At 38.3% G+C, this 19,186-nt stretch carries 19 protein-coding genes and 1 other RNA gene; 18 read left to right on the forward strand and 2 right to left on the reverse strand.

The window, feature by feature from the left end:
- Positions 1–618 (reverse strand): Holliday junction resolvase RecU, encoded by a 618-nt coding sequence (gene recU, locus IGL86_RS04470; RefSeq protein ID WP_002388848.1) that lies wholly within the window; start codon positions 616–618, stop codon positions 1–3.
- Between the two features lie 62 nt (positions 619–680).
- Here recU and IGL86_RS04475 point away from each other — a divergent pair, with 62 nt between their 5' ends.
- From IGL86_RS04475 to IGL86_RS04550, 16 genes are all read left to right on the forward strand, one after another.
- Positions 681–1,223 (forward strand): DUF1273 domain-containing protein, encoded by a 543-nt coding sequence (locus tag IGL86_RS04475; RefSeq protein WP_002360568.1) that lies wholly within the window; start codon positions 681–683, stop codon positions 1,221–1,223.
- Between the two features lie 93 nt (positions 1,224–1,316).
- Positions 1,317–1,727, forward strand: a complete 411-nt coding sequence (gene gpsB, locus IGL86_RS04480; RefSeq protein WP_002357990.1) for a cell division regulator GpsB — start codon at positions 1,317–1,319, stop codon at positions 1,725–1,727.
- A 107-nt stretch (positions 1,728–1,834) separates the two neighbouring features.
- Positions 1,835–2,203: RNase P RNA component class B (gene rnpB / locus IGL86_RS04485), an RNA gene on the forward strand.
- A 237-nt stretch (positions 2,204–2,440) separates the two neighbouring features.
- Entirely contained in the window at positions 2,441–3,604 is a 1,164-nt protein-coding gene (locus IGL86_RS04490) for a THUMP domain-containing class I SAM-dependent RNA methyltransferase (protein ID WP_002357989.1), read from the forward strand.
- Between the two features lie 17 nt (positions 3,605–3,621).
- On the forward strand, positions 3,622–5,118 hold the full coding sequence (locus IGL86_RS04495; RefSeq protein WP_010713516.1) for a carboxypeptidase M32: 1,497 nt from the start codon (positions 3,622–3,624) through the stop codon (positions 5,116–5,118).
- 32 nt (positions 5,119–5,150) lie between these two features.
- Positions 5,151–5,867, forward strand: a complete 717-nt coding sequence (locus IGL86_RS04500) for a DnaD domain protein (RefSeq protein ID WP_002361632.1) — start codon at positions 5,151–5,153, stop codon at positions 5,865–5,867.
- Positions 5,868–5,881: 14 nt separating this feature from the next.
- On the forward strand, positions 5,882–6,529 hold the full coding sequence (gene nth, locus IGL86_RS04505) for an endonuclease III (protein ID WP_002357985.1): 648 nt from the start codon (positions 5,882–5,884) through the stop codon (positions 6,527–6,529).
- Between the two features lie 171 nt (positions 6,530–6,700).
- On the forward strand, positions 6,701–7,465 hold the full coding sequence (locus IGL86_RS04510) for a GntR family transcriptional regulator, LSA1692 subfamily (protein ID WP_002357984.1): 765 nt from the start codon (positions 6,701–6,703) through the stop codon (positions 7,463–7,465).
- The gene (locus tag IGL86_RS04515) at positions 7,462–8,760 is read left to right on the forward strand and encodes a Sapep family Mn(2+)-dependent dipeptidase (protein ID WP_033625528.1); all 1,299 of its coding nucleotides are present in this window, start codon (positions 7,462–7,464) and stop codon (positions 8,758–8,760) included. The genes IGL86_RS04510 and IGL86_RS04515 overlap by 4 nt, the downstream gene beginning before the upstream one ends.
- A 169-nt stretch (positions 8,761–8,929) precedes the next feature.
- Positions 8,930–9,883, forward strand: a complete 954-nt coding sequence (locus IGL86_RS04520) for a N(4)-(beta-N-acetylglucosaminyl)-L-asparaginase (protein WP_002361636.1) — start codon at positions 8,930–8,932, stop codon at positions 9,881–9,883.
- A gap of 19 nt (positions 9,884–9,902) precedes the next feature.
- The gene (locus tag IGL86_RS04525) at positions 9,903–10,232 is read left to right on the forward strand and encodes a PTS sugar transporter subunit IIB (protein ID WP_002357981.1); all 330 of its coding nucleotides are present in this window, start codon (positions 9,903–9,905) and stop codon (positions 10,230–10,232) included.
- An 18-nt stretch (positions 10,233–10,250) separates the two neighbouring features.
- Positions 10,251–11,606 carry a PTS cellobiose transporter subunit IIC gene (gene celB / locus IGL86_RS04530; protein ID WP_002384702.1) on the forward strand — a complete coding sequence of 452 codons (1,356 nt, stop codon included), beginning with the start codon at positions 10,251–10,253 and terminating at the stop codon, positions 11,604–11,606.
- 17 nt (positions 11,607–11,623) lie between these two features.
- A complete protein-coding gene (locus IGL86_RS04535) occupies positions 11,624–12,142 on the forward strand; it encodes a GrdB-related putative oxidoreductase (RefSeq protein WP_002361637.1) in 519 nt (172 codons plus the stop codon).
- A 36-nt stretch (positions 12,143–12,178) separates the two neighbouring features.
- Complete coding sequence (locus IGL86_RS04540; RefSeq protein WP_033625530.1) at positions 12,179–14,641, forward strand: helicase C-terminal domain-containing protein; 2,463 nt, start codon at positions 12,179–12,181, stop codon at positions 14,639–14,641.
- Positions 14,638–15,603: an asparaginase gene (locus IGL86_RS04545; RefSeq protein ID WP_002357976.1), complete on the forward strand. Its 966-nt coding sequence runs from the start codon at positions 14,638–14,640 to the stop codon at positions 15,601–15,603. The genes IGL86_RS04540 and IGL86_RS04545 overlap by 4 nt, the downstream gene beginning before the upstream one ends.
- Before the next feature lie 21 nt (positions 15,604–15,624).
- The gene (locus tag IGL86_RS04550) at positions 15,625–16,308 is read left to right on the forward strand and encodes an HD domain-containing protein (RefSeq protein WP_010775743.1); all 684 of its coding nucleotides are present in this window, start codon (positions 15,625–15,627) and stop codon (positions 16,306–16,308) included.
- Between the two features lie 16 nt (positions 16,309–16,324).
- On the opposite strand, the gene IGL86_RS04555 is transcribed toward IGL86_RS04550, so the two are convergent.
- Complete coding sequence (locus IGL86_RS04555; protein ID WP_010823584.1) at positions 16,325–16,819, reverse strand: YajQ family cyclic di-GMP-binding protein; 495 nt, start codon at positions 16,817–16,819, stop codon at positions 16,325–16,327.
- 234 nt (positions 16,820–17,053) lie between these two features.
- Here IGL86_RS04555 and IGL86_RS04560 point away from each other — a divergent pair, with 234 nt between their 5' ends.
- Positions 17,054–18,010: a YitT family protein gene (locus tag IGL86_RS04560; protein WP_002381974.1), complete on the forward strand. Its 957-nt coding sequence runs from the start codon at positions 17,054–17,056 to the stop codon at positions 18,008–18,010.
- A 202-nt stretch (positions 18,011–18,212) separates the two neighbouring features.
- Positions 18,213–19,082, forward strand: a complete 870-nt coding sequence (locus tag IGL86_RS04565) for a class II fructose-bisphosphate aldolase (protein ID WP_002357972.1) — start codon at positions 18,213–18,215, stop codon at positions 19,080–19,082.
- The last annotated feature ends 104 nt before the right edge of the window (positions 19,083–19,186 follow it).

Here is a 19,186-nt window from a genome sequence, read left to right on the forward strand (position 1 = left end):
CTAGTGTGTCTGAATATATTGTTCCACTGCGTCGAGATAAGGGATTCGCGGTGCGATTCCAAAAGATAATTCAATTCCTTCTTTCTCGATGAGTGCAAGCGGCATAGATTTTTTCCCAGTAACTGCTTGGTTTTTCCAATGCGTTATTAGATTTTCACCACTAAAAAAGAAGCAGCGTTTTAAGCTTGAAAACCATAATAGCACAAAACAAATCCCTTGTTGTGCTATACATTGTTCCATATGATCAATTTGATGTTGATGAAAATTTTTAAAGGGAAAGGACGTGGTATTTTTCGTTTCTTTCGCTTCAAAATCTATGTAACGGCCTTGATATACACCGTTATAATCAGTCGTTGAAGCTTGTCTAAAGTAGGCCTCCTTAATAACAGCCGCACTTCGTTTGGGATAATCTACTTTAACAATTTGAACAGGAGTGGGTTTCTTATGAACGACTGCTTGCTTATTCAATAGATAATATTGATTGCTTTGATTGATCGCTTCTTCGAAATCCATCCCACGATTACCAAATTCAACGGGGCGTTTCTTTTTTACTTGTTTTTTTGGTGATTGTGCTTCATGATGATTATAAGGTATTCCGTTAGGATAATGGAACGTCACGTTTATCACACTCCTAGCCTGTATTATACCAAAAAAAAGACCTGAAAGAAAAGGGATGACTTATGGAAATGATAAAAACCCTCTATGTCACCGGTTATCGCAGCTTTGAATTGGGGATATTTCAAGGAAAAGACCCGAAAATCACAGTTATTAAAAATGTCTTAAAAAAAGAGTTAGCCAGTTATATTGAAGCGGGAGTAGAATGGATTTTGATTTCTGGCAATTTAGGTGTTGAACTTTGGACAGCTGAAGTAGTTGGGGAATTAAAAACGGAATATCCAGAAGTCCAGCTAGGTTTGCTTTATCCATTTAAAGACTTTGGCAATAATTGGAATGAACAAAATCGAGAACTGTTAACGAAAGCGGAAAGTTTGGCTGATTATATCAACTCAGTAAGTCACCAGCCCTATCAATCGCCAGCACAATTAAAAATGCATACAAAATTTCTTTTGGAACATTCTGGGGGCAGCTTACTTATTTATGACAAAGAGTACCCTGGCAAAACGGAGTATTTTTTAAAGGACGCACAACATTTTTCGGAACGAGAACCCTATGATATTCGCTTAATTACAATGGATGATTTACAAAACTCGGTGATTGATTAGAGAATCTGTTTGATTTTCTAGCTATTTTTCGTTACAATAGTATTTGTGGAACTATGAAATTTTCTATCGTAAATAAACAAATGAGGTGTAAACATGGCAAATTTAGTATATAGTCCTAAAGACATTTTACAAAAAGAATTTAAAACGAAAATGATGAACGGGTATGACCCAATTGAAGTAGACGAATTTTTAGACAATGTTATTAAAGACTACGAAGCTTATAATAAAGAATTATTAAGCTTGCAAGAAGAAAATAGCCGCTTAATGGCAAAATTAGACCAATTATCAAAAGCCCAACCAACGCCTCGTGTTGCTCAAGAAGTACCAAAAAGTGCAGCAGTGACCAACTTTGATATTTTAAAACGTTTATCAAACTTAGAGCGTGAAGTTTTTGGTAAAAAGTTAGATGAAACACCTTCAACACCTGTAACGCCTTCCGCACCGTCAATGACTGCAGAACCAGCGAACCATGATGTTGATAATGCACAAACACGTCAATTTTAACAAGACAATTTAAGTCAAGTTTTCACGAGGAACAGAAAGCATTTGTTAGAATAGCGGACACTTGTTTTAGTGTATAAATTTTTGCTGTTCGTTTAAACAGATTTGTAATTTTCGGGTGATCGCGGTTTGCTTTTGCAAGCTGAGGAAAGTCCATGCTCGCACAAGCTGAGATGCTTGTAGTGTTCGTGCTTAGCGAAATCATAAGCTAAGGTACTCTTTTAGAGTAACGGCAGGAAAAATGACTAAGGTTTCGACTATGTCAAAGTATCCTTGAAAGTGCCACAGTGACGAAGCGATGTGGGAAACTCCATCGGTGGAACGCGGTAAACCCCTCGAGCGAGCAACCCAAACAATGGTAGGGGCGCTCTTCTAAAGGAAATGAACGAGTAGAAGAGGCAGAGTTTACTCTGCAGATAGATGATGACCGTCACCAATTTTTCCTGAAGAATTGGTGATACAGAACATGGCTTATAGAAAATTACAAGTAATTCAGGAAGACCTTCCAACGTAGTTGTGAAGGCTTTTTTTACGAAAAGAATAAAAAAATGTTAAAATAAAGAAACTGAGATAAAAGTAGTAAGCTGTCTGTTCTAAAGAGGCCGGGACAGGACCGTTTAGTTCAGAGAAAGCGGACAATTATAAAAAACAAGCGGAGCAGTAGTCGGCAGGACTGTTAGCTCCAGACAATAAAAAAGAGTCAAGAAGGAGTTTTTATGACGAAAGAAAAAACATTCAAACTTGTTGCAACGGCTGCTAGTGGCTTAGAAGCATTAGTTGGAAAAGAATTGCGTGATTTAGGGATTCCCTGTGAAGTAGAAAATGGCCGGGCCGTCTTTGAAGGAACAGTTGAAACAATTGCTACTGCCAATTTATGGCTACGAACAGCAGATCGGATTAAAATCGTCGTTGGCGAATTTAACGCCTATAGTTTTGATGAATTATTTGAAAAAGTTAAAGCACTTCCTTGGGAAGATTATTTGCCTTTAGATGCAGAATTTCCAGTTGCAGGTAAATCAATTAAGTCAAAGTTGTATAGTGTTCCTGATTGCCAAGCCATCACCAAAAAAGCCATTGTTAACCGTTTAAGAGAAGTTTACCATCGTCCAGCGACGGTGCCCTTAACCGAAACAGGAGCTTTGTTTAAATTAGAAGTGGCTCTGCTAAAAGATAAAGTGACGTTGACGTTGGACACGACTGGACCAAGTTTATTTAAACGAGGCTATCGCATTGAAAAGGGGGGCGCACCTCTTAAGGAAAACATGGCAGCTGCTTTAGTGATGTTGACCAATTGGCGCAAAGATCGTCCTTTTTATGATCCAGTTTGTGGTTCTGGAACAATTTGTATTGAAGCAGCATTAATTGGCCATAACATTGCCCCTGGCTTTAATCGTAGTTTCACTTGTGAAACATGGGATTGGGTTGATCCAGCAATTTTTGAAAAAGTACGTAACGAAGCCGAGGCAAAGGCAGACTACGATGTTGAATTAGATATCTGTGGCTCAGATGTTGATGGGCGAATGATTGAAGTCGCACGAGCGAATGCTGAGGAAGTTGGTTTAGGTGATTCAATTACCTTTAAACAATTGGCATTAAAAGATTTTACAACCGAGAAGGAATATGGTGTAATGGTAGCTAACCCGCCTTATGGTGAGCGATTAGGAGAAGAGGAAAGTGTTCGTCGTTTGTATAAAGAAATGGGCCATGTTTTCCGTCCGTTAACTACTTGGAGCAAGTATATACTGACGAGTGATCTTGCTTTTGAAGAATATTATGGTGCCAAAGCTACTAAAAAACGGAAGCTTTACAACGGAGCCTTACGAACAGATTTATTCCAATACTGGGGAACACGTCCACCAAGAAAACCACGGGAAGACTAAGAAAGCTGGTGTAAAAAATGAAGGAAGCTGTATTTTTACAAGAAGTGAAAGAAATTCAATTACTAAAAAATGCCTTGACATTATTAGACTGGGATTCATCAACTGGGATGCCAGAAAAAAGTAGTCCTTTTCGAGGAGAAGTAGAAGGGTATTTAACCGGATTATATTTTGAACGAAGTATTGGCCCAGTTATTCAAGAAGCATTGGCCTATTTTGAGACACGCCCTGAAGAATTATCTGAATTAGGGAAACTGGTTTTTGAAAAAGTAAAAGAAGAATATGCTTTGAATAAAAATGTTCCAGCTGAACGTATGCAAGAATATGTTAAAGTATTAAACCAAGCACATACAGATTGGCTAAAAGCACGCGCTGCACAAGATTTCGGCTTGTTAGAAGAAACCTTAACGAAGGTCGTTGCGTTCCAAAAAGAGTTCATTCCTTATTGGCAAAAAGAAGAAAAAACTCCGTATGATGTGTTATTAAATCAATTTGAACCAGGGATGACGGTTGAGAAGCTAGACCAAGTATTCGACCAAGTAAAACAAGGGATTCAAGAGATTCGGACCGTTTTAGCAGAAAAAGGTACGCCGCCTAGAACTGACTTTTTATCTAGAAAAATGACCAAAGAACAACAACGCCGTTTTGTGATTGGTGTGGTTGAACAATTAGGCTATGATTTTTCAAAAGGCCGATTAGATGATACAGTTCATCCATTTATGACAGCTCTAAATCGAAATGATGCGCGGATTACTACGCGCTGGGAAGAAAATAATTTCTCAATGGCAACATTTGGTGTGATTCATGAAGCGGGTCATGGGATGTACGAACAAAATTTTGATCCTAAATTTGACTTTACGCCGCTAAGCGAAGGTGCCTCTATGGGGATTCACGAATCACAATCGCTCTTTAATGAAATTATCATTGGTAGCAACCGGGCTTTTTGGCAAAAACAATACCCGTTTTTCCAAGAATGCGTAGAAGGTACTTTTGATGATATTGCTTTTGAAGATTTCTATGCTTCTTTAAAAGAAACGAAAGCAAGTTTGATTCGGATTGATTCCGATAGTCTCACCTATCCTTTGCATATCATTATTCGTTATGAAATTGAAAAAATGTTATTTAATGGTTCTTTGGAAGTCGCTGATTTGCCAAAAGTGTGGAACGAAAAATACCAAGAGTACTTAGGCGTATCACCTGAAAATGATTTAGAAGGTGTCCTTCAAGATGTTCATTGGTCTGGAGGTAGCTTTGGTTATTTCCCATCTTATGCCTTGGGTTATATGTACGCCGCGCAACTATTTCACGCAATGAAACAAGAATTATCTGTTGATGAAATTTTAGCTTCGGAGGATTATTCTGATATCCGTAAATGGTTAACACAACATATTCATCAGTACGGCGCTTCACGTAAACCAAATCAATTAATTTATGATGCAACGGGAGAAGAATTGAATCCTAGTTATTTAATTGATTATATGAAAGCTATTTATTTTGATGTTTATCAAGTGCAATAAGTGAAACAAGCAAGGGGAAGTGGACAACAACAATGTTATCAATTCGTGAATATTTAGAAGCTGGTGAAACAACAATCTCAAACTTACTATTTGATCATTACCAAAAAATTGGTTTGAAAGATGATGAATTTCTCTTTTTACTGCAACTTTTTCGTTCGCAAAATGCAGGCGATTTATTTCCAGACTTAATGGCGATTGCAGAGACGATGGGCAAAACGCCAGATACGATTTATAAGTTGTTAAATCAATTGGTTTCTCGCGGATTTATTCGAATTGAAACACAACAAAACCAAAAAGGTCAAATGATGGATACGTATGATTTACTGCCTGTTTTTCAAAAGATTCAATTATTTTTACAAACGAGCAAAGAAAAACAAGTTGTCGCAAACCACGAAGATGAAATTAAACAGCTTTACCAAGGCTTTGAAAAAGAATTCGGACGTCCACTTTCACCCATTGAATTAGAAATGATTGGTCAGTGGTTGAACACGGACCATTATTCCCCTGAATTAATCCGGTTAGCGTTGCGAGAAGCTGTTTTAAATCAGGCGTATAGTTTGAAATATATTGATCGTATTTTACTTGCGTGGGAGCGTAAAAATATTACCACCAAAGAACAAGTGGCTGCTGATCAGAAAAAACGAAAAGATTCTATGATTCAAAATGAGATTGAACAACAAGGTCAGACACAAGAAGCGTTACCAAAGGTTACATTACACAATTGGTTAAATCCAGAAGACAGTGAATAAAAAGGAGGTGGGCCATGCTATCAAAAGAGAAAACGATGGAAGCTATTGAAATTATGTATGAGATGTTTCCAAATGCAGAATGTGAATTAAAACATAAGAATCCTTTTGAATTATTAATTGCTGTGATTTTAAGTGCGCAAGCAACCGATGTATCGGTAAATAAAGCGACTCCTGGTTTATTCGCAGCTTTTCCAACACCAGAAGCTTTAGCAGCTGCACCGGTGGAGGAGATTATTGCTAAAATAAAAACCATTGGCTTATATCGCAATAAAGCAAAAAATATTAAAGCGTGCGCACAACAACTTTTAGAACGTTTCAATGGAGAAGTTCCGCAAACCAGAGATGAACTGGTCAGTTTACCTGGCGTGGGGAGAAAAACAGCCAATGTAGTAATGGGAGATGCTTTCGGCGAACCGGCTTTTGCAGTAGATACACATGTGGAACGAGTGTCCAAGCGCCTTAGAATTTGTAAGCTAAATGCGAATGTTACTGAAGTTGAGCAAACCTTAATGCGTAAAGTTCCGAAAGAACTCTGGGTGAAAACGCACCATACCATGATTTTCTTTGGGCGTTATCACTGCCTAGCAAGAGCGCCTAAATGTGAAGCCTGTCCGCTACTCTATATGTGTCAAGAAGGCAAAGAACGGATGAAAGGGAAATAACATATTTTTCCTAAGGAAGCGAGCCACAAGTCCAACCGACTTGTGGCTCGCTTTCTTTTTTGATTTTTAAGAAACGCAACAAATGATTGCGGTTTCTTAAAAATTGATTTAGTATAGACAGTGTGGTATATACTAGGAAATTTATTTTTTTGAAGAAAGATAGGCGATGAAATGACAGAAAATGCACCCAAATTTAAGCAAATTTCTGCAGAAATTGAAAAGAAAATTCGAGACGGTCTGTATGTAAGTGCACAAAAATTACCTTCAGAATATGATTTAGCTAAAGAATATAACTGCAGTCGCTTGACCATCCGTAAAGCGATTGATGATTTGATCCGCAAAAATATTTTGGTAAAACGACATGGTAAAGGTAGTTATGTGATGTCGCAAGCGAAAATTCAAAGTGGTCGTGCTGGCTTACAAGGTTTTACTGAGGCAGCCAAAGCTTACGGGAAAAAAAGCCAGACAGAAGTCATTTCCTTTGAAGAAGTAGTACATCCCGCTGAGAAAATTCGGGAGGCGCTCCAAGTGGGCAAAAATGAGGCAATTTATGAACTGATTCGCCGCCGAATGTTAGACGGCGAACCAATGACAGTTGAAAAAATTTATTTGCCACAGGCATACGTACAAGGCCATACGAAGCAAGACTTCGAGGGCTCTCTTTTCTGCTTAATCGAGAAGAACGTCGAGATTGCTTATTCGCATCAAGAAATTGAAGCAATCTTAGTTGAAGCGGAAATTTCAGAATTATTGAATGTTCCTGTGGGCCAGCCACTTTTACAAGTCCACTCTATCACCTATGCGCTTGATGCAACCCCCATTTTATATGATGTCTCTTTATATCGAGCAGATCGGTACACATTTAAAAACACACTGACCCGCTATAGCCCGTCTGAAAACAACCAAGTGGAGCTAGGAGGTTCTTGGAACGAATGAAGATCAAAGAAGAAATAGCCGCTCAAAAAGATTTATTTTATGAAGACTTAAACAAAATTATGGAGATTCGAAGTGTGAAAGGGTCGCCTAAAAAAGAGGCCCCTTTTGGCGAAGGACCGAAAAGAGCCTTGGAAGAAACGCTGAAACTTGCAGAGCGTTATGGCTTTCAAACTGAGATTGTCAATGACGTAGTTGGCTATGCGCAATGGGGAACAGCGGAAGAATATCTGGGGATTATTGGTCATTTAGACGTAGTACCAGAAGGTTCTGGCTGGTCAGTGCCGCCCTTTCAATTAACGAAAAAAAATCAACGTTTGTATGGTAGAGGAATTCTAGATAATAAAGGTCCTATATTGGCTTGCCTGTATGGAATGAAATTACTGAAAGAACTTGGTTACCAACCAAAGAAAACCATTCGCTTAATGTTTGGCACGGATGAAGAAAGTGGGAGTGGAGATATCCCCTTATATTTAGAGAAGGAAAACGCACCCGTTTTTGGATTTACTCCAGATTGTAAATATCCAGTAGTTTATGGGGAGCGAGGGATTGTTAATTATGAAATTACAACGACCATCCCAGATGATTCAAGTGAACAAATTGGTCAGATTATGGGTGATCAAGCAAAAGACCACGTACCTGATCAATTAAGTGTGGTGATTGCAGGAAAAACAACAGCAATCACGGGAAAACGCGCCCCTTCCAATGCGCCAGAACTAGGCAAGAACGCGATTACTTTATTGGCACAGAAAATTAGCGAGGAACAGTTAGTCAAAGGAAATTTATTACAGTATTTCGACTGGTTAACCGCTAGTTTTCACGAAAAGCACTATGGCGAAGGAGTAGCTCTGGACTTTAAGGATCAGGATAGTGGGCAATTGATTTTAACGCCCTATGCGTTGGAAAAACGAGGACAGCAATTGGTGTTATCATTGGCCGTGCGTTATCCTGTTTCTATTACAGAAAACGAAGTAACCACGCAACTAACGAAGGCACTATTTCCAGAAAGTGAAGTGACCGTCATCCGCCGCCTCCCTAGTACGCTGTTTCCAAAAGATGAGCGCAATGTTCAAAAATTAACCAAGGTTTATGAACAAATTACTGGCTTAGATGGGACGCCAGTCACAACTACAGGTGCTACGTATGCTCGCTTTATGCCGAATATCGTTGCTTTTGGTCCATCATTTCCTGGTCAAAAAGGCATTGCGCATAACCAAGATGAATATATGGATGAAAAAGATTTACTGCTTAATCTGGAAATCTATATGCAAGCGATGATTGCATTAACAGAAGCATAAAACCAATAGAAGATACACGTATGAGAAGAAGCCAATGTGTTTCGTAGAGGTCGCATACGTGTATCTTCTATTTTTCTGTATAAAATTTCATTTTCAGTATATACAAAACAGTATATACTAGTTTATAATGGTGGAGAAATGTAAGCGTTAACGAAAGGGCGGATGGAAAATGACTTGGGGTGCAATTGCGACATGGCGGATGGCACATGATGGGTTACTAAAAGCTACAGAAGAATTACAACAAGGAGGTGCTGCAGGCACGGCCGTGGAACAATTAATTAAAGAAGTAGAAGACTATCCTTTTTATAAGTCAGTGGGCTACGGCGGTTTACCTAATGAGGAAGGGATTTTAGAAATGGATGCTGCCTATATGGATGGAGACACATTTGCAATTGGTGCTGTGGCAGGAATTACAGATGTTAAAAATCCGATTTCAGTGGCTAAAGCATTAAGTAAAGAGAAGTTTAATAGTTTTCGTGTTGGCGCAGGTGCAACGAAATATTCAATGTTGCACGGTTTTGAAAGAAAGAATATGTTGACAGAACGCGCTAATCAATGGTGGCAAAAGCGTTTAAAAGAAATTCAGGAAAATCAGTTGAACCCCTATGATGGGCATGATACTGTCGGCGCTATTACGTTAGACCAAACAGGATCAATGGCAGCTGGCACTTCCAGTTCGGGACTCTTCATGAAAAAAGCAGGACGTGTTGGTGATTCACCACTGTCAGGTTCTGGTTTTTATGTTGATAGCGAAATTGGTGGTGCTGCGGCTACAGGATTAGGTGAAGATTTAATGAAAGGCTGTCTTTCTTATGAAATCGTCCGTTTAATGGGGGAAGGGCGCTCGCCACAACAAGCATGTGATCAAGCGGTCTATGCTTTTCACGAAAAATTGACCCAACGTTATGGGAAAGCAGGAGCTTTTTCACTGGTGGCCATGAACAAACAGGGAGACTGGGGCGTAGCTACGAATGTGGAATTTACTTTTACGGTTGGTACTGATATGCAGCAACCAGAAATCTATATTGCAAATCCAGGCAAGAATCATACCACAGAGATTCAGCCGATTTCACAAGAATGGTTAGCGGCCTATGAAAAAAGAATCAAAGCACCAATTGAATAAATGAGGAGAGTGAAGGAACATGAGTAAAAAACAAATTTATCTTTTTTGTGATGCAGGAATGTCTACAAGTATTATGGTTAATAAAATGATGGAAGTGGTGGAAAAACATCAAATGCCTTTAATGATTACTGCTTTTCCTATTGCAAGAGCACAAGAAGTGGTTGAAGCAGAGAAGCCTGTTGCTATTTTATTAGGACCACAAGTCCGTTTTTTATTAGAAAAAACAAAAGAACAATTTGCTCCTCAAGGGATTCCTGTCGCTGCAATTGCGCCAGAAATTTATGGCATGATGGATGGCGAAAAAGCATTGAAAGAAGCGCTGCGGTTAATTAAGCAAAATAAAAAATAATAGATAGGAGTGACGACCGTGCAAAAATTTTTGGATTGGTTAGAGCGCGTATTGACCCCTTTGGCAAAAGTGATAGGAGAAAATAAGTATTTAGTAGCGATTCGTGATGGCTTCCTTTTATCAACGCCCTTGTTGATTGTTGGTTCGGTCTTCTTATTAATTGCTAATTTTCCTTTGCCGCAATGGGATACTTGGATGTCTCATTTGCTTGGTAAAGACTGGGCGACAATGATGTCTGTTCCAGCTAGTGCTAGTTTTGATGTAATGACTATTCTGGCCGTTGTCGGTATTGCCTATAGTTTAGGGAAACAATTCAATGTGGATGCAATGCAAGCAGGAATTATCGCATTGGTTTCATTTTTTATTGTAACGCCTTATCAAACATTATTTACACCGGAAAATAGTTCAAAGGTTTATGAAGTTACTAGTTTACCTTTAAAATGGATGGGTTCCAGTGGCTTGTTTTTAGGAATGATTGTCGCATTAATTGCGACTCGTTTATTTGTGGCCATTGTTCGTAAAGGGTGGACAATAAAAATGCCAGAAGGAGTGCCACCAACAGTGGTTAAGTCTTTTGAGGCCCTGATTCCGAGTTTTTTAGTTGTTACTCTCATGTTTTTAGTCAATTGGCTGGCTGCTTTAACTCCTTATGGTAATTTACAAGATGTTATTTTTGAATTTCTACAAACGCCCTTATTGAGTCTTGGTAATACCTTAGGTGCGATGAGCATTGCTTATTTATTTTTACACTTCTTTTGGTTCTTTGGCATTAACGGAGGTAGCGTGGTTGGCGCAGTCTTTAATCCTGTTTTGCGGGCATTGTCTGTTGAAAATTTACAAGCATTTAAAGACGGTCATGAAATTCCCAACATCATCACTGGACAATTTCAAGATATGTTTGCAACATTTGGTGGCGCCGGTTCCACACTCTCATTAATCATTGTGATGGTCTTATTCTGTAAAAGTCAACGAATTAAAAAGCTTTCGCAACTTTCACTAATTCCTGGTGTTTTTGGGATTAACGAACCAATCATTTTTGGGTTACCAATTGTTTTAAATCCAATCCTTTTAATTCCATTTGTCTTAGTACCCGCAATTAATATTATTATTGCCTATTTTGCTATGGATTGGGGCTTAGTTCCATTGACGAACGGTATTCAATTGCCGTGGACGACTCCGCCAATTATCTCAGGATTTTTAGTCAGCGGTTGGCAAGGATCAATTCTGCAAGCTCTCTTATTGGTACTAGGAATGTTCATTTATTATCCTTTTATTCGAGTTATGGATGACCAATATTTACGTGAAGAATGGAAAGCACAAGAAGAAGAGAGTGAAGAAATTGATTTTGATTCCTTTGACTTCGATGATTTATAAAAAAGGAGGAAATAGGCGTGAAAAAAATCCTTTTAGTCTTAAACCACAGTTTAGCAGGATTTGGCAGTGATGAACAAGCTCAGCTGAAACCAAGTGGTAAAAAAGCTCCCTTAGGTCCAGGGGTAACATTGCTACCATTTTTACAGAAGCAAGGAGCGGAAATTGTTGCGACACTTTATTGTGGTGACCAATATTATTTGGAAAACGAGGAAGAGGTAGCAAAGAAATTTATTGGCTTTGCAAAAAAGTTTCATGCCGATGCGGTTCTTTGCGGACCTGCCATGCATTATCCTAATTTTGGAGAAATGGCCGCTCGTCTAGCTTGTAAGTTTAATGCTGCGGGCATTCCTGCAATTGCAGCGATGGCAGAAGAAAATCCAGCAGTTAGTCACTATTATCAGCAAGTACCGATTGTGAAGATGCCCAAAAAGGGTGGCATTGGTTTAAATAATTCGTTTAAACAAATGGCGCAATTGGTCGTGGCAAAAGCAAATGGAAAAGAAACCAAACAGTTAGAAGAAACAAGTTGTTTTTAATTGATGATAATCTAAAGAGAAATCCAGAATGAACGCATGATTGTGTTCGTTTTGGATTTTTTGCTTTTGTTTAGCGAATGTATGTTCTATAATAGGGAGGCAGATAGGTGGGATTACGTGAAATCAACGAGAAAAATTGCGGTGCGTCAAGTGGTCGAATTTATTTTAAGGCGGGGAAGTATCGATTCTCGCCATGTGAGTGAACATACACCACAAGAAGGTAGTCGCCTTCATCGAATGCTGCAAAAGGAAGCGGGGAGCCTTTATCAAAAGGAAGTATCTTTAAAAATTGAGGTGCCTTTAAATGGCCATAATTATTGTGTAGAAGGTCGTGCAGACGGCATTTTTGTGAAAGAAACTGGGCAAGTGGTCATTGATGAAATTAAAACATCCGAACCAGCGTTTGAAGAATTGCCGCCAGAAAAGGTCGAATTGTTTTGGTATCAAGCGATGTGTTATGGTCACATGTATTGCCAACAAGAACAACTTTCTGAAATAACGCTGCAACTCACTTATTATCAGACCACCACAAAACAAATCACACGACAAGAACGCCATTTTACAGAAGCTGCATTAGCGGAGTTTTTTACTGATTTGATGAGGCGCTATGAACAGTGGGTAATTTTTAAAGAAGAATGGCGTATTTTGAGAAATAAATCATTAAAAAATCTTAGTTTTCCTTACGGGGAGTATCGCAAAGGGCAACGAGAATTGGCGGTAGCCGTCTATAAAACAATTCTTAGTAAACAGCGGCTCTTCGTGGAAGCACCAACTGGAACAGGCAAGACAATGTCCACTCTTTTTCCAGCAATGAAAGCAATTGGTGAAGAAGAAGGTGAACGGATTTTTTATTTAACAGCTAAGACCATCACGCGGCAAGTGGCTGAAGATGCCGTCAAAGCGCTGTCCGAAAAACAAGCGCAAACTAAGAGTATTACGTTAACAGCAAAAGATAAAATTTGTTTTTTAACTGAACGAAATTGTACACCAGAACATTGCCCGTTTGCTGACGGCTATTATGATCGTTTAAATGAGGGACTGTGGGATTTATTGCAACATGAAAATCATTTAACGAGAGAGGTTATTGAACGGTATGCACAAAAGCACCAATTGTGTCCATTCGAGTTGTCGCTAGATGCAAGTCTTTGGTGTGATTTAATTATTGGCGATTACAATTATCTATTTGATCCAACGGTTTATTTACGGCGCTTCTTTGAAGAACCCCAAAGTGCAGAAGAGAATATTTTTTTAGTGGATGAAACCCATAATTTGGTTAATCGTTCACGGGAGATGTATTCGGCCGCTATTTCTAGGAATGCGGTTTCGCAAATTCAAAAAAGATTGCAAAAAGAATCTGTTCAATTAAAAAGAGCTTGTCAAAAAGTCTTAACTACGTTTGATGATATTGAAGCAATCTGTGAAGAAAAAGACACGGATTTTTTTGCCCAACGTGCGCCAATTGATTCATTAGTTAAACAGATACATCGATTAACAGAAGTAATTGCAGAATGGTTGCCAGAAAATCAACACATTGAGGAATTGGCGTCGATTCTCAGTTTTTATTTTGATTGTTTAAGTTATCTTCGAATCAGCGAGTATTACGACAACGGCTTTTATACGTCTATTTCTTTGCGAAACTATGACTGCGTTGTGAAACAATTTTGTGTCGATCCGGCTTATTTATTGTCACAACGATTAGATAAAGGGAAAGCGAGTATCTTATTTTCGGCAAGTTTAACACCTCTGAATTATTATCAAGAAGTGCTTGGTGGAGGTGAAGAAAGCCTACGTTATCGGATTCCGTATCCTTTTCCAGAAGAAAATCAATTGTTGATGATCGGTAGTCATCTTCAAACAACCTATAAAAACCGTGAAAAAAGTTATCCACAGATTAGTGAACTTTTAGGGAAGTTAAGTGAAACAAAAACAGGCAACTATTTAATTTTCTTTCCTTCCTACGCCTATATGGATGATGTCTATCAAGTATTTAGCCAACGTTACCCGCAAGTAAAAACTCAAATTCAGGGAACGGACTTAAACGAAAAAGAGCGAGAAGCATTTTTAGCTGAATTTAAAGAGAATCCTCAAGAAACTTTCATCGGTTTTTGTGTTTTAGGTGGTATATTTTCAGAAGGAATTGACTTGAAAGGTACCCGATTGATTGGTACGATAATTGTTAGTGTCGGGCTACCACAAATGAATCCGGAGCAAGAACTGATTCGCACTTTTTATCAAGAAGAGCGAGGGCAAGGGTTTCAATTTGCGTATCAAATTCCTGGCATGAATAAAGTCTTGCAAGCGGCTGGACGTGTCATTCGAGATGCGCAAGATAAAGGCTTTGTGTTGTTATTAGACGAACGATTTGAATTACCAAGTGTCCAGCGTTTCTTTCCGCCGCATTGGTTGGCGCATCGAAAGGCAAACACCAATGAACAACTCATTCAACAAGTGAAACAATTTTGGTTAAAAAATAAAGAAAATAAAGGAGGAAACAAATGAAGACCATTTTAGTCCTTCATACAGGTGGGACCATTTCCATGTCGAAAGTAGCAGGAGGAAGTGTTGCCCCGAATGAAAAAAATCCGTTGATGGAACAAGAAGCATTATTTTCTGGCAAGGTTCATTTAGTTGTCGAAGATATTTTTAATATTCCCTCACCACACATGACCTTAGAACGGATGTTTCAATTAAAAGAACGGATTCAAAAAGCTTATTCTGAACCAATTGATGGCGTGGTTATTACGCATGGAACAGATACATTAGAAGAAACAGCTTATTTTTTAGATATAACCTTAGAGAAAAAAATCCCCATTGTTTTAACAGGAGCAATGCGGTCAAGTAACGAAATCGGTAGTGATGGCTTGTATAATTTCATCAGTGCTATTTGGACTGCTTGTTCAGACGAATCGTACGATAAAGGTGTTTTAGTCGTGATGAATGATGAAATTCATACGGCGCGTTATGTGACAAAAACACATACAACGAACGTAGCAACGTTTCGGACGCCAACTTTTGGACCAATTGGAACCATTGCGAAAGAACGTGCTTTTTTTGCGAAAGAGGTCTTACCGCAAGAAGTTTGCGATGTTTCTTCTGTGAAAGGAAATGTTCACGTAGTGAAGGCCTATGCGGGGATGGGTGAACGAATGTTTGAATTATTAAACACCCCAGAAACGGATGGGTTAGTAATTGAAGCGTTAGGTGCGGGTAATTTACCGCCAGAAACGCTCCCAGCATTACAAAAAATGCTAGATAACGGGATTCCAGTCGTTTTAGTTTCTCGTTGTTCCAATGGCATCGCTGAAGATATCTATGATTATGCTGGTGGTGGCGTTGGCTTGAAAAAAATGGGGGTCGTTTTTGCCCGTGGTTTAAACGGACCGAAAGCGCGGATTCGTTTAATTGTTGGTTTAAACAGCGAAAAAAATCCTGCAGAGTTAAAAGAATTTTTGGAACAGTAACTAATTTTAAGGAGAAAATAAATGAAGCTGTTTGAACGCATTCATCAAGATACTGAAATTCGACAAATTTATGATGCAATTGGTCAAATGGAAGATGAAGAAGCTGGGTGGGCATACCATAATTGGTTTCATGTAAACAATGTCGTAGCCATGACGGAAATGATTTTGAAACAACTTGCTGTTTCAGAGGAGTATTTAGAAGCGGCAAAAATTGCGGCACTGCTCCATGATGTGGGTGCGCTACAAGGAAAAGCAGGACATGCACTTCGTGGGAAACAATTTGCAGAAGCATATTTTCGTAAGCAAAAGATTTGTTTGCCTTATCAAGAAGAAATTTTATCTTCTATAGAAAATCATAGTAACGGCTTTGATTCGGAAGAGTTAATGACGCTAGCGCTAATCATTAGTGATAAATTAGATATTACAGCCTCTCGTGTTGCAAAGGCTGGTTATTTCGTACCGGGAATGCGGCAATTTCAATTTTTAAAGAAAATTGAAATTATGCTTTCAGAACAAGAGGTTTGTGTCTCGTTTACGGCAGAAGAAGAACTGGATTTAGAAGAATTAAATGCGTTTTATTTTATGCCAAAGGTTTTCAAAGCAATTGCCGCTTTTTCAGGGAAAATCCAACGCCGACCAATCGTTTTATTGAATAATCAAGAATGGCCGGTACCAAAACAAAAAAATCCTTCAACTGTTCATTAACAGTTGAAGGATTTTTTTAGCGATAATTATTAAACTCAAGAGCCATTGGTAAATCTAATTCTCGTAAAAGAGCCATGACTTTTTGTAAATCATCCCGACTTTTTCCAGTTACCCGAATTTTTTCTTCTTGGATTTGTGACTTAACTTTAATCCCAGAGTTTTTGATAGCTGTGTTGATTTTTTTTGCATTTTCTTTATCAATACCACTGATTAAATCACCATATTGGCGAGCAGTACCGCCTAAGGCTTTTTCACTTTCTGAGAAATGAATATTTTTAATCGGAACATTGCGTTTGACTAATTTTCCAAATAAAATATCCTTCACTTGCTCGACTTTATAATCATCTTCAGCTACGACTACTAATTTATCGTTTTCCAATTTAATATCAGCAATTGACCCTTTAAAGTCAAAACGATTTTTCAATTCTTTCAAGGCAATTTGAATCGCGTTTTTGACTTCCTCCATATTGACCTCTGAAACTACATCAAAACTTGCTTCTTTTGCAGCCATGTAAAAACCTCCTAAAATATTCTTTGCTTCATCATATCATGAAATAGTAAAAAAGGTTAGGCTAGAATCATTTTGAATAGAGAAATAAGAAGATCAATTTTTAGGGATATCTTCTCGCATTCTTTCATGGAAACGTTGCAAAAAAATTTTTTTCAATGTTCGCTTTTAGCCCCTTTTCTTTTAGGATAGAACCTGTTATTCTAAGTCAGAAGAATAGCGAAGGAGCGAAGAAAAATGAGTCGATTGGTTAGTACTTACCAAAGGAATGAATCGATAAAAAAAATAGCAGTGATGGCGATAACCGCTTTGACTTCTGCGGTCGGTTTGAATTTCTTTTTGATTCCGGCAAAAGTTTTTTCGGCAGGGATGAACGGAATTGCGCAAATCATTGCTACATTATTATATACAAATTTAGGAATCCATATTAACACAGGGATCTTCATTTTATTTTTAAACATTCCCGTATTCATTCTAGGGTTTGTAAAATTAGGGAAACAATCAACGATTCTTAGTTTCATCAATGTTATTGGCATTTCCGTTGTCACTATGTTTGTGCCAATCGTAACAGTCACAACGAATCCTTTGATGAACGCAATTATGGGTGGTGTCTTAGTCGGCGTTGGCGCAGGGCTTTCATTGAAAATGGGCTTTAACACTGGCGGCATGGACATTATTTCACTGATTCTTTCAAAAACAACAGGGAAAACAGTTGGTAATTTTATGTTCTTATTAAATGGTATTATTGTGCTGTTGGCTGGTTTTGTATTTAACTGGGAAAGTGCGTTGTATACTATTATTTCTATTTACTGTTTGAGTCAGGTGGTCGACATGATTCATACCAGTCACCAAAAAGTCACAGCAATGATTGTCACCACGAGACCAGAAGCTGTTGCCTTAGAAGTTTCTCAACAAATCGCTCGTGGCATGACCTTGTTGCCTTCAATCGGCGGCTATTCAGGTGCAGAAGGTCGGATGATTATGATGGTCATTACTCGCTACGAACTCTATGATTTAGAACAAGCAGTTTACAGTATCGATGAGAATGCCTTTGTAAATATTTTACCAACACAATCGGTTTTAGGGCGTTTTGCCAATGAAGATGAACAACGGATTTTTCATAGTACAGGAACATTTCCTGAACTTCAATCCTACAAGGTGAAACGTTATCCACCAAAGAAAAAATTAAAATAGCAAGTCGGCCTTCAGGTCCCAAAGTCTTAACGGGAAAACTGGAGGTTTTTTTATAAAAATGAAGGTTATGTGAAAGAATAGACAAAAATTTTCTGAAAAAGGGAATTTTACTAGAAAAGTGTCAGGAATTCTGCTAAAATAGAACCGTTGGTTAGGGAACACCTAACAAATAAAGTTTTTAAAAACTTAGGAGGAATTTTTTATGCCAGTAGTATCAGGAGCAGAATTCTTAAAAGCAGCACGTAAAGGCGGCTATGCAGTAGGTGGCTATAACACAAATAACTTAGAATGGACACAAGCGATTTTAGAAGCAGCAGAAGCTAAAAAAGCACCAGTTCTAATCCAAACATCAATGGGCGCTGCTAAATACATGGGTGGCTACAAAGTAGCTAAAGACATGATTACTAATTTAGTAGACTCAATGAATATCACAGTTCCAGTAGCAATTCACTTAGACCACGGTGACTACGAAGCTGCTTTAGAATGTATCGAAGTTGGCTATACTTCAATCATGTTTGATGGTTCTCACTTACCATTCGAAGAAAACTTAAAATTAGCGAAAGATGTAGTTGAAAAAGCTCACGCTAAAGGTATTTCTGTCGAATGTGAAGTTGGTTCAATCGGTGGTGAAGAAGACGGAATCATCGGTACTGGCGAATTAGCTGATATCGAAGAATGTAAACAAATGGTTGCTACAGGTATTGACTACTTAGCATGTGGTATCGGTAACATCCATGGTCAATATCCAGAAAACTGGAAAGGTTTAGCATTTGATCACTTACAAGCAATTGCTGAAGCTGTCGGTTCTGATGTACCTCTAGTATTACACGGAGGTTCTGGTATTCCTCAAGAACAAATTGAAAAAGCAATTTCAATGGGTATCTCAAAAGTTAACGTAAATACAGAATTCCAATTATCATTCGCTAAAGCAACGCGCGAATATATTGAAGCTGGTAAAGATTTAGAAGGTAAAGGATTTGACCCTCGTAAATTATTAGCACCAGGTAAAGCTGCAATCATCAAAGATGCAGAAGAACACATTGATTGGTTCGGTTCAGCTAACAAAGCTTAATCAACTAGTTACGTTAAAGACAGCCACAGCACGTGGCTGTCTTTTTTATTTTTTGTTATTTTTTTATTCTATTAAAATACCTGAGAAGTTTTCTTTTTTCTTAA

This window comes from Enterococcus sp. DIV0774 (assembly GCF_050539095.1).
Taxonomy (GTDB): domain Bacteria; phylum Bacillota; class Bacilli; order Lactobacillales; family Enterococcaceae; genus Enterococcus; species Enterococcus faecalis.

Excerpts from the sequence above, each read along its gene's own strand:
- IGL86_RS04475 (WP_002360568.1), top strand. The coding sequence starts at position 681 with ATGGAAATGATAAAAACCCTCTATGTCACCGGTTATCGCAGCTTTGAA.
- gpsB (WP_002357990.1), top strand. The coding sequence starts at position 1,317 with ATGGCAAATTTAGTATATAGTCCTAAAGACATTTTACAAAAAGAATTT.
- IGL86_RS04490 (WP_002357989.1), top strand. The coding sequence starts at position 2,441 with ATGACGAAAGAAAAAACATTCAAACTTGTTGCAACGGCTGCTAGTGGC.
- IGL86_RS04495 (WP_010713516.1), top strand. The coding sequence starts at position 3,622 with ATGAAGGAAGCTGTATTTTTACAAGAAGTGAAAGAAATTCAATTACTA.
- IGL86_RS04500 (WP_002361632.1), top strand. The coding sequence starts at position 5,151 with ATGTTATCAATTCGTGAATATTTAGAAGCTGGTGAAACAACAATCTCA.
- nth (WP_002357985.1), top strand. The coding sequence starts at position 5,882 with ATGCTATCAAAAGAGAAAACGATGGAAGCTATTGAAATTATGTATGAG.
- IGL86_RS04510 (WP_002357984.1), top strand. The coding sequence starts at position 6,701 with ATGACAGAAAATGCACCCAAATTTAAGCAAATTTCTGCAGAAATTGAA.
- IGL86_RS04515 (WP_033625528.1), top strand. The coding sequence starts at position 7,462 with ATGAAGATCAAAGAAGAAATAGCCGCTCAAAAAGATTTATTTTATGAA.
- IGL86_RS04520 (WP_002361636.1), top strand. The coding sequence starts at position 8,930 with ATGACTTGGGGTGCAATTGCGACATGGCGGATGGCACATGATGGGTTA.
- IGL86_RS04525 (WP_002357981.1), top strand. The coding sequence starts at position 9,903 with ATGAGTAAAAAACAAATTTATCTTTTTTGTGATGCAGGAATGTCTACA.
- IGL86_RS04540 (WP_033625530.1), top strand. The coding sequence starts at position 12,179 with ATGATTGTGTTCGTTTTGGATTTTTTGCTTTTGTTTAGCGAATGTATG.
- IGL86_RS04545 (WP_002357976.1), top strand. The coding sequence starts at position 14,638 with ATGAAGACCATTTTAGTCCTTCATACAGGTGGGACCATTTCCATGTCG.
- IGL86_RS04550 (WP_010775743.1), top strand. The coding sequence starts at position 15,625 with ATGAAGCTGTTTGAACGCATTCATCAAGATACTGAAATTCGACAAATT.
- IGL86_RS04555 (WP_010823584.1), bottom strand. The coding sequence starts at position 16,819 with ATGGCTGCAAAAGAAGCAAGTTTTGATGTAGTTTCAGAGGTCAATATG.
- IGL86_RS04560 (WP_002381974.1), top strand. The coding sequence starts at position 17,054 with ATGAGTCGATTGGTTAGTACTTACCAAAGGAATGAATCGATAAAAAAA.
- IGL86_RS04565 (WP_002357972.1), top strand. The coding sequence starts at position 18,213 with ATGCCAGTAGTATCAGGAGCAGAATTCTTAAAAGCAGCACGTAAAGGC.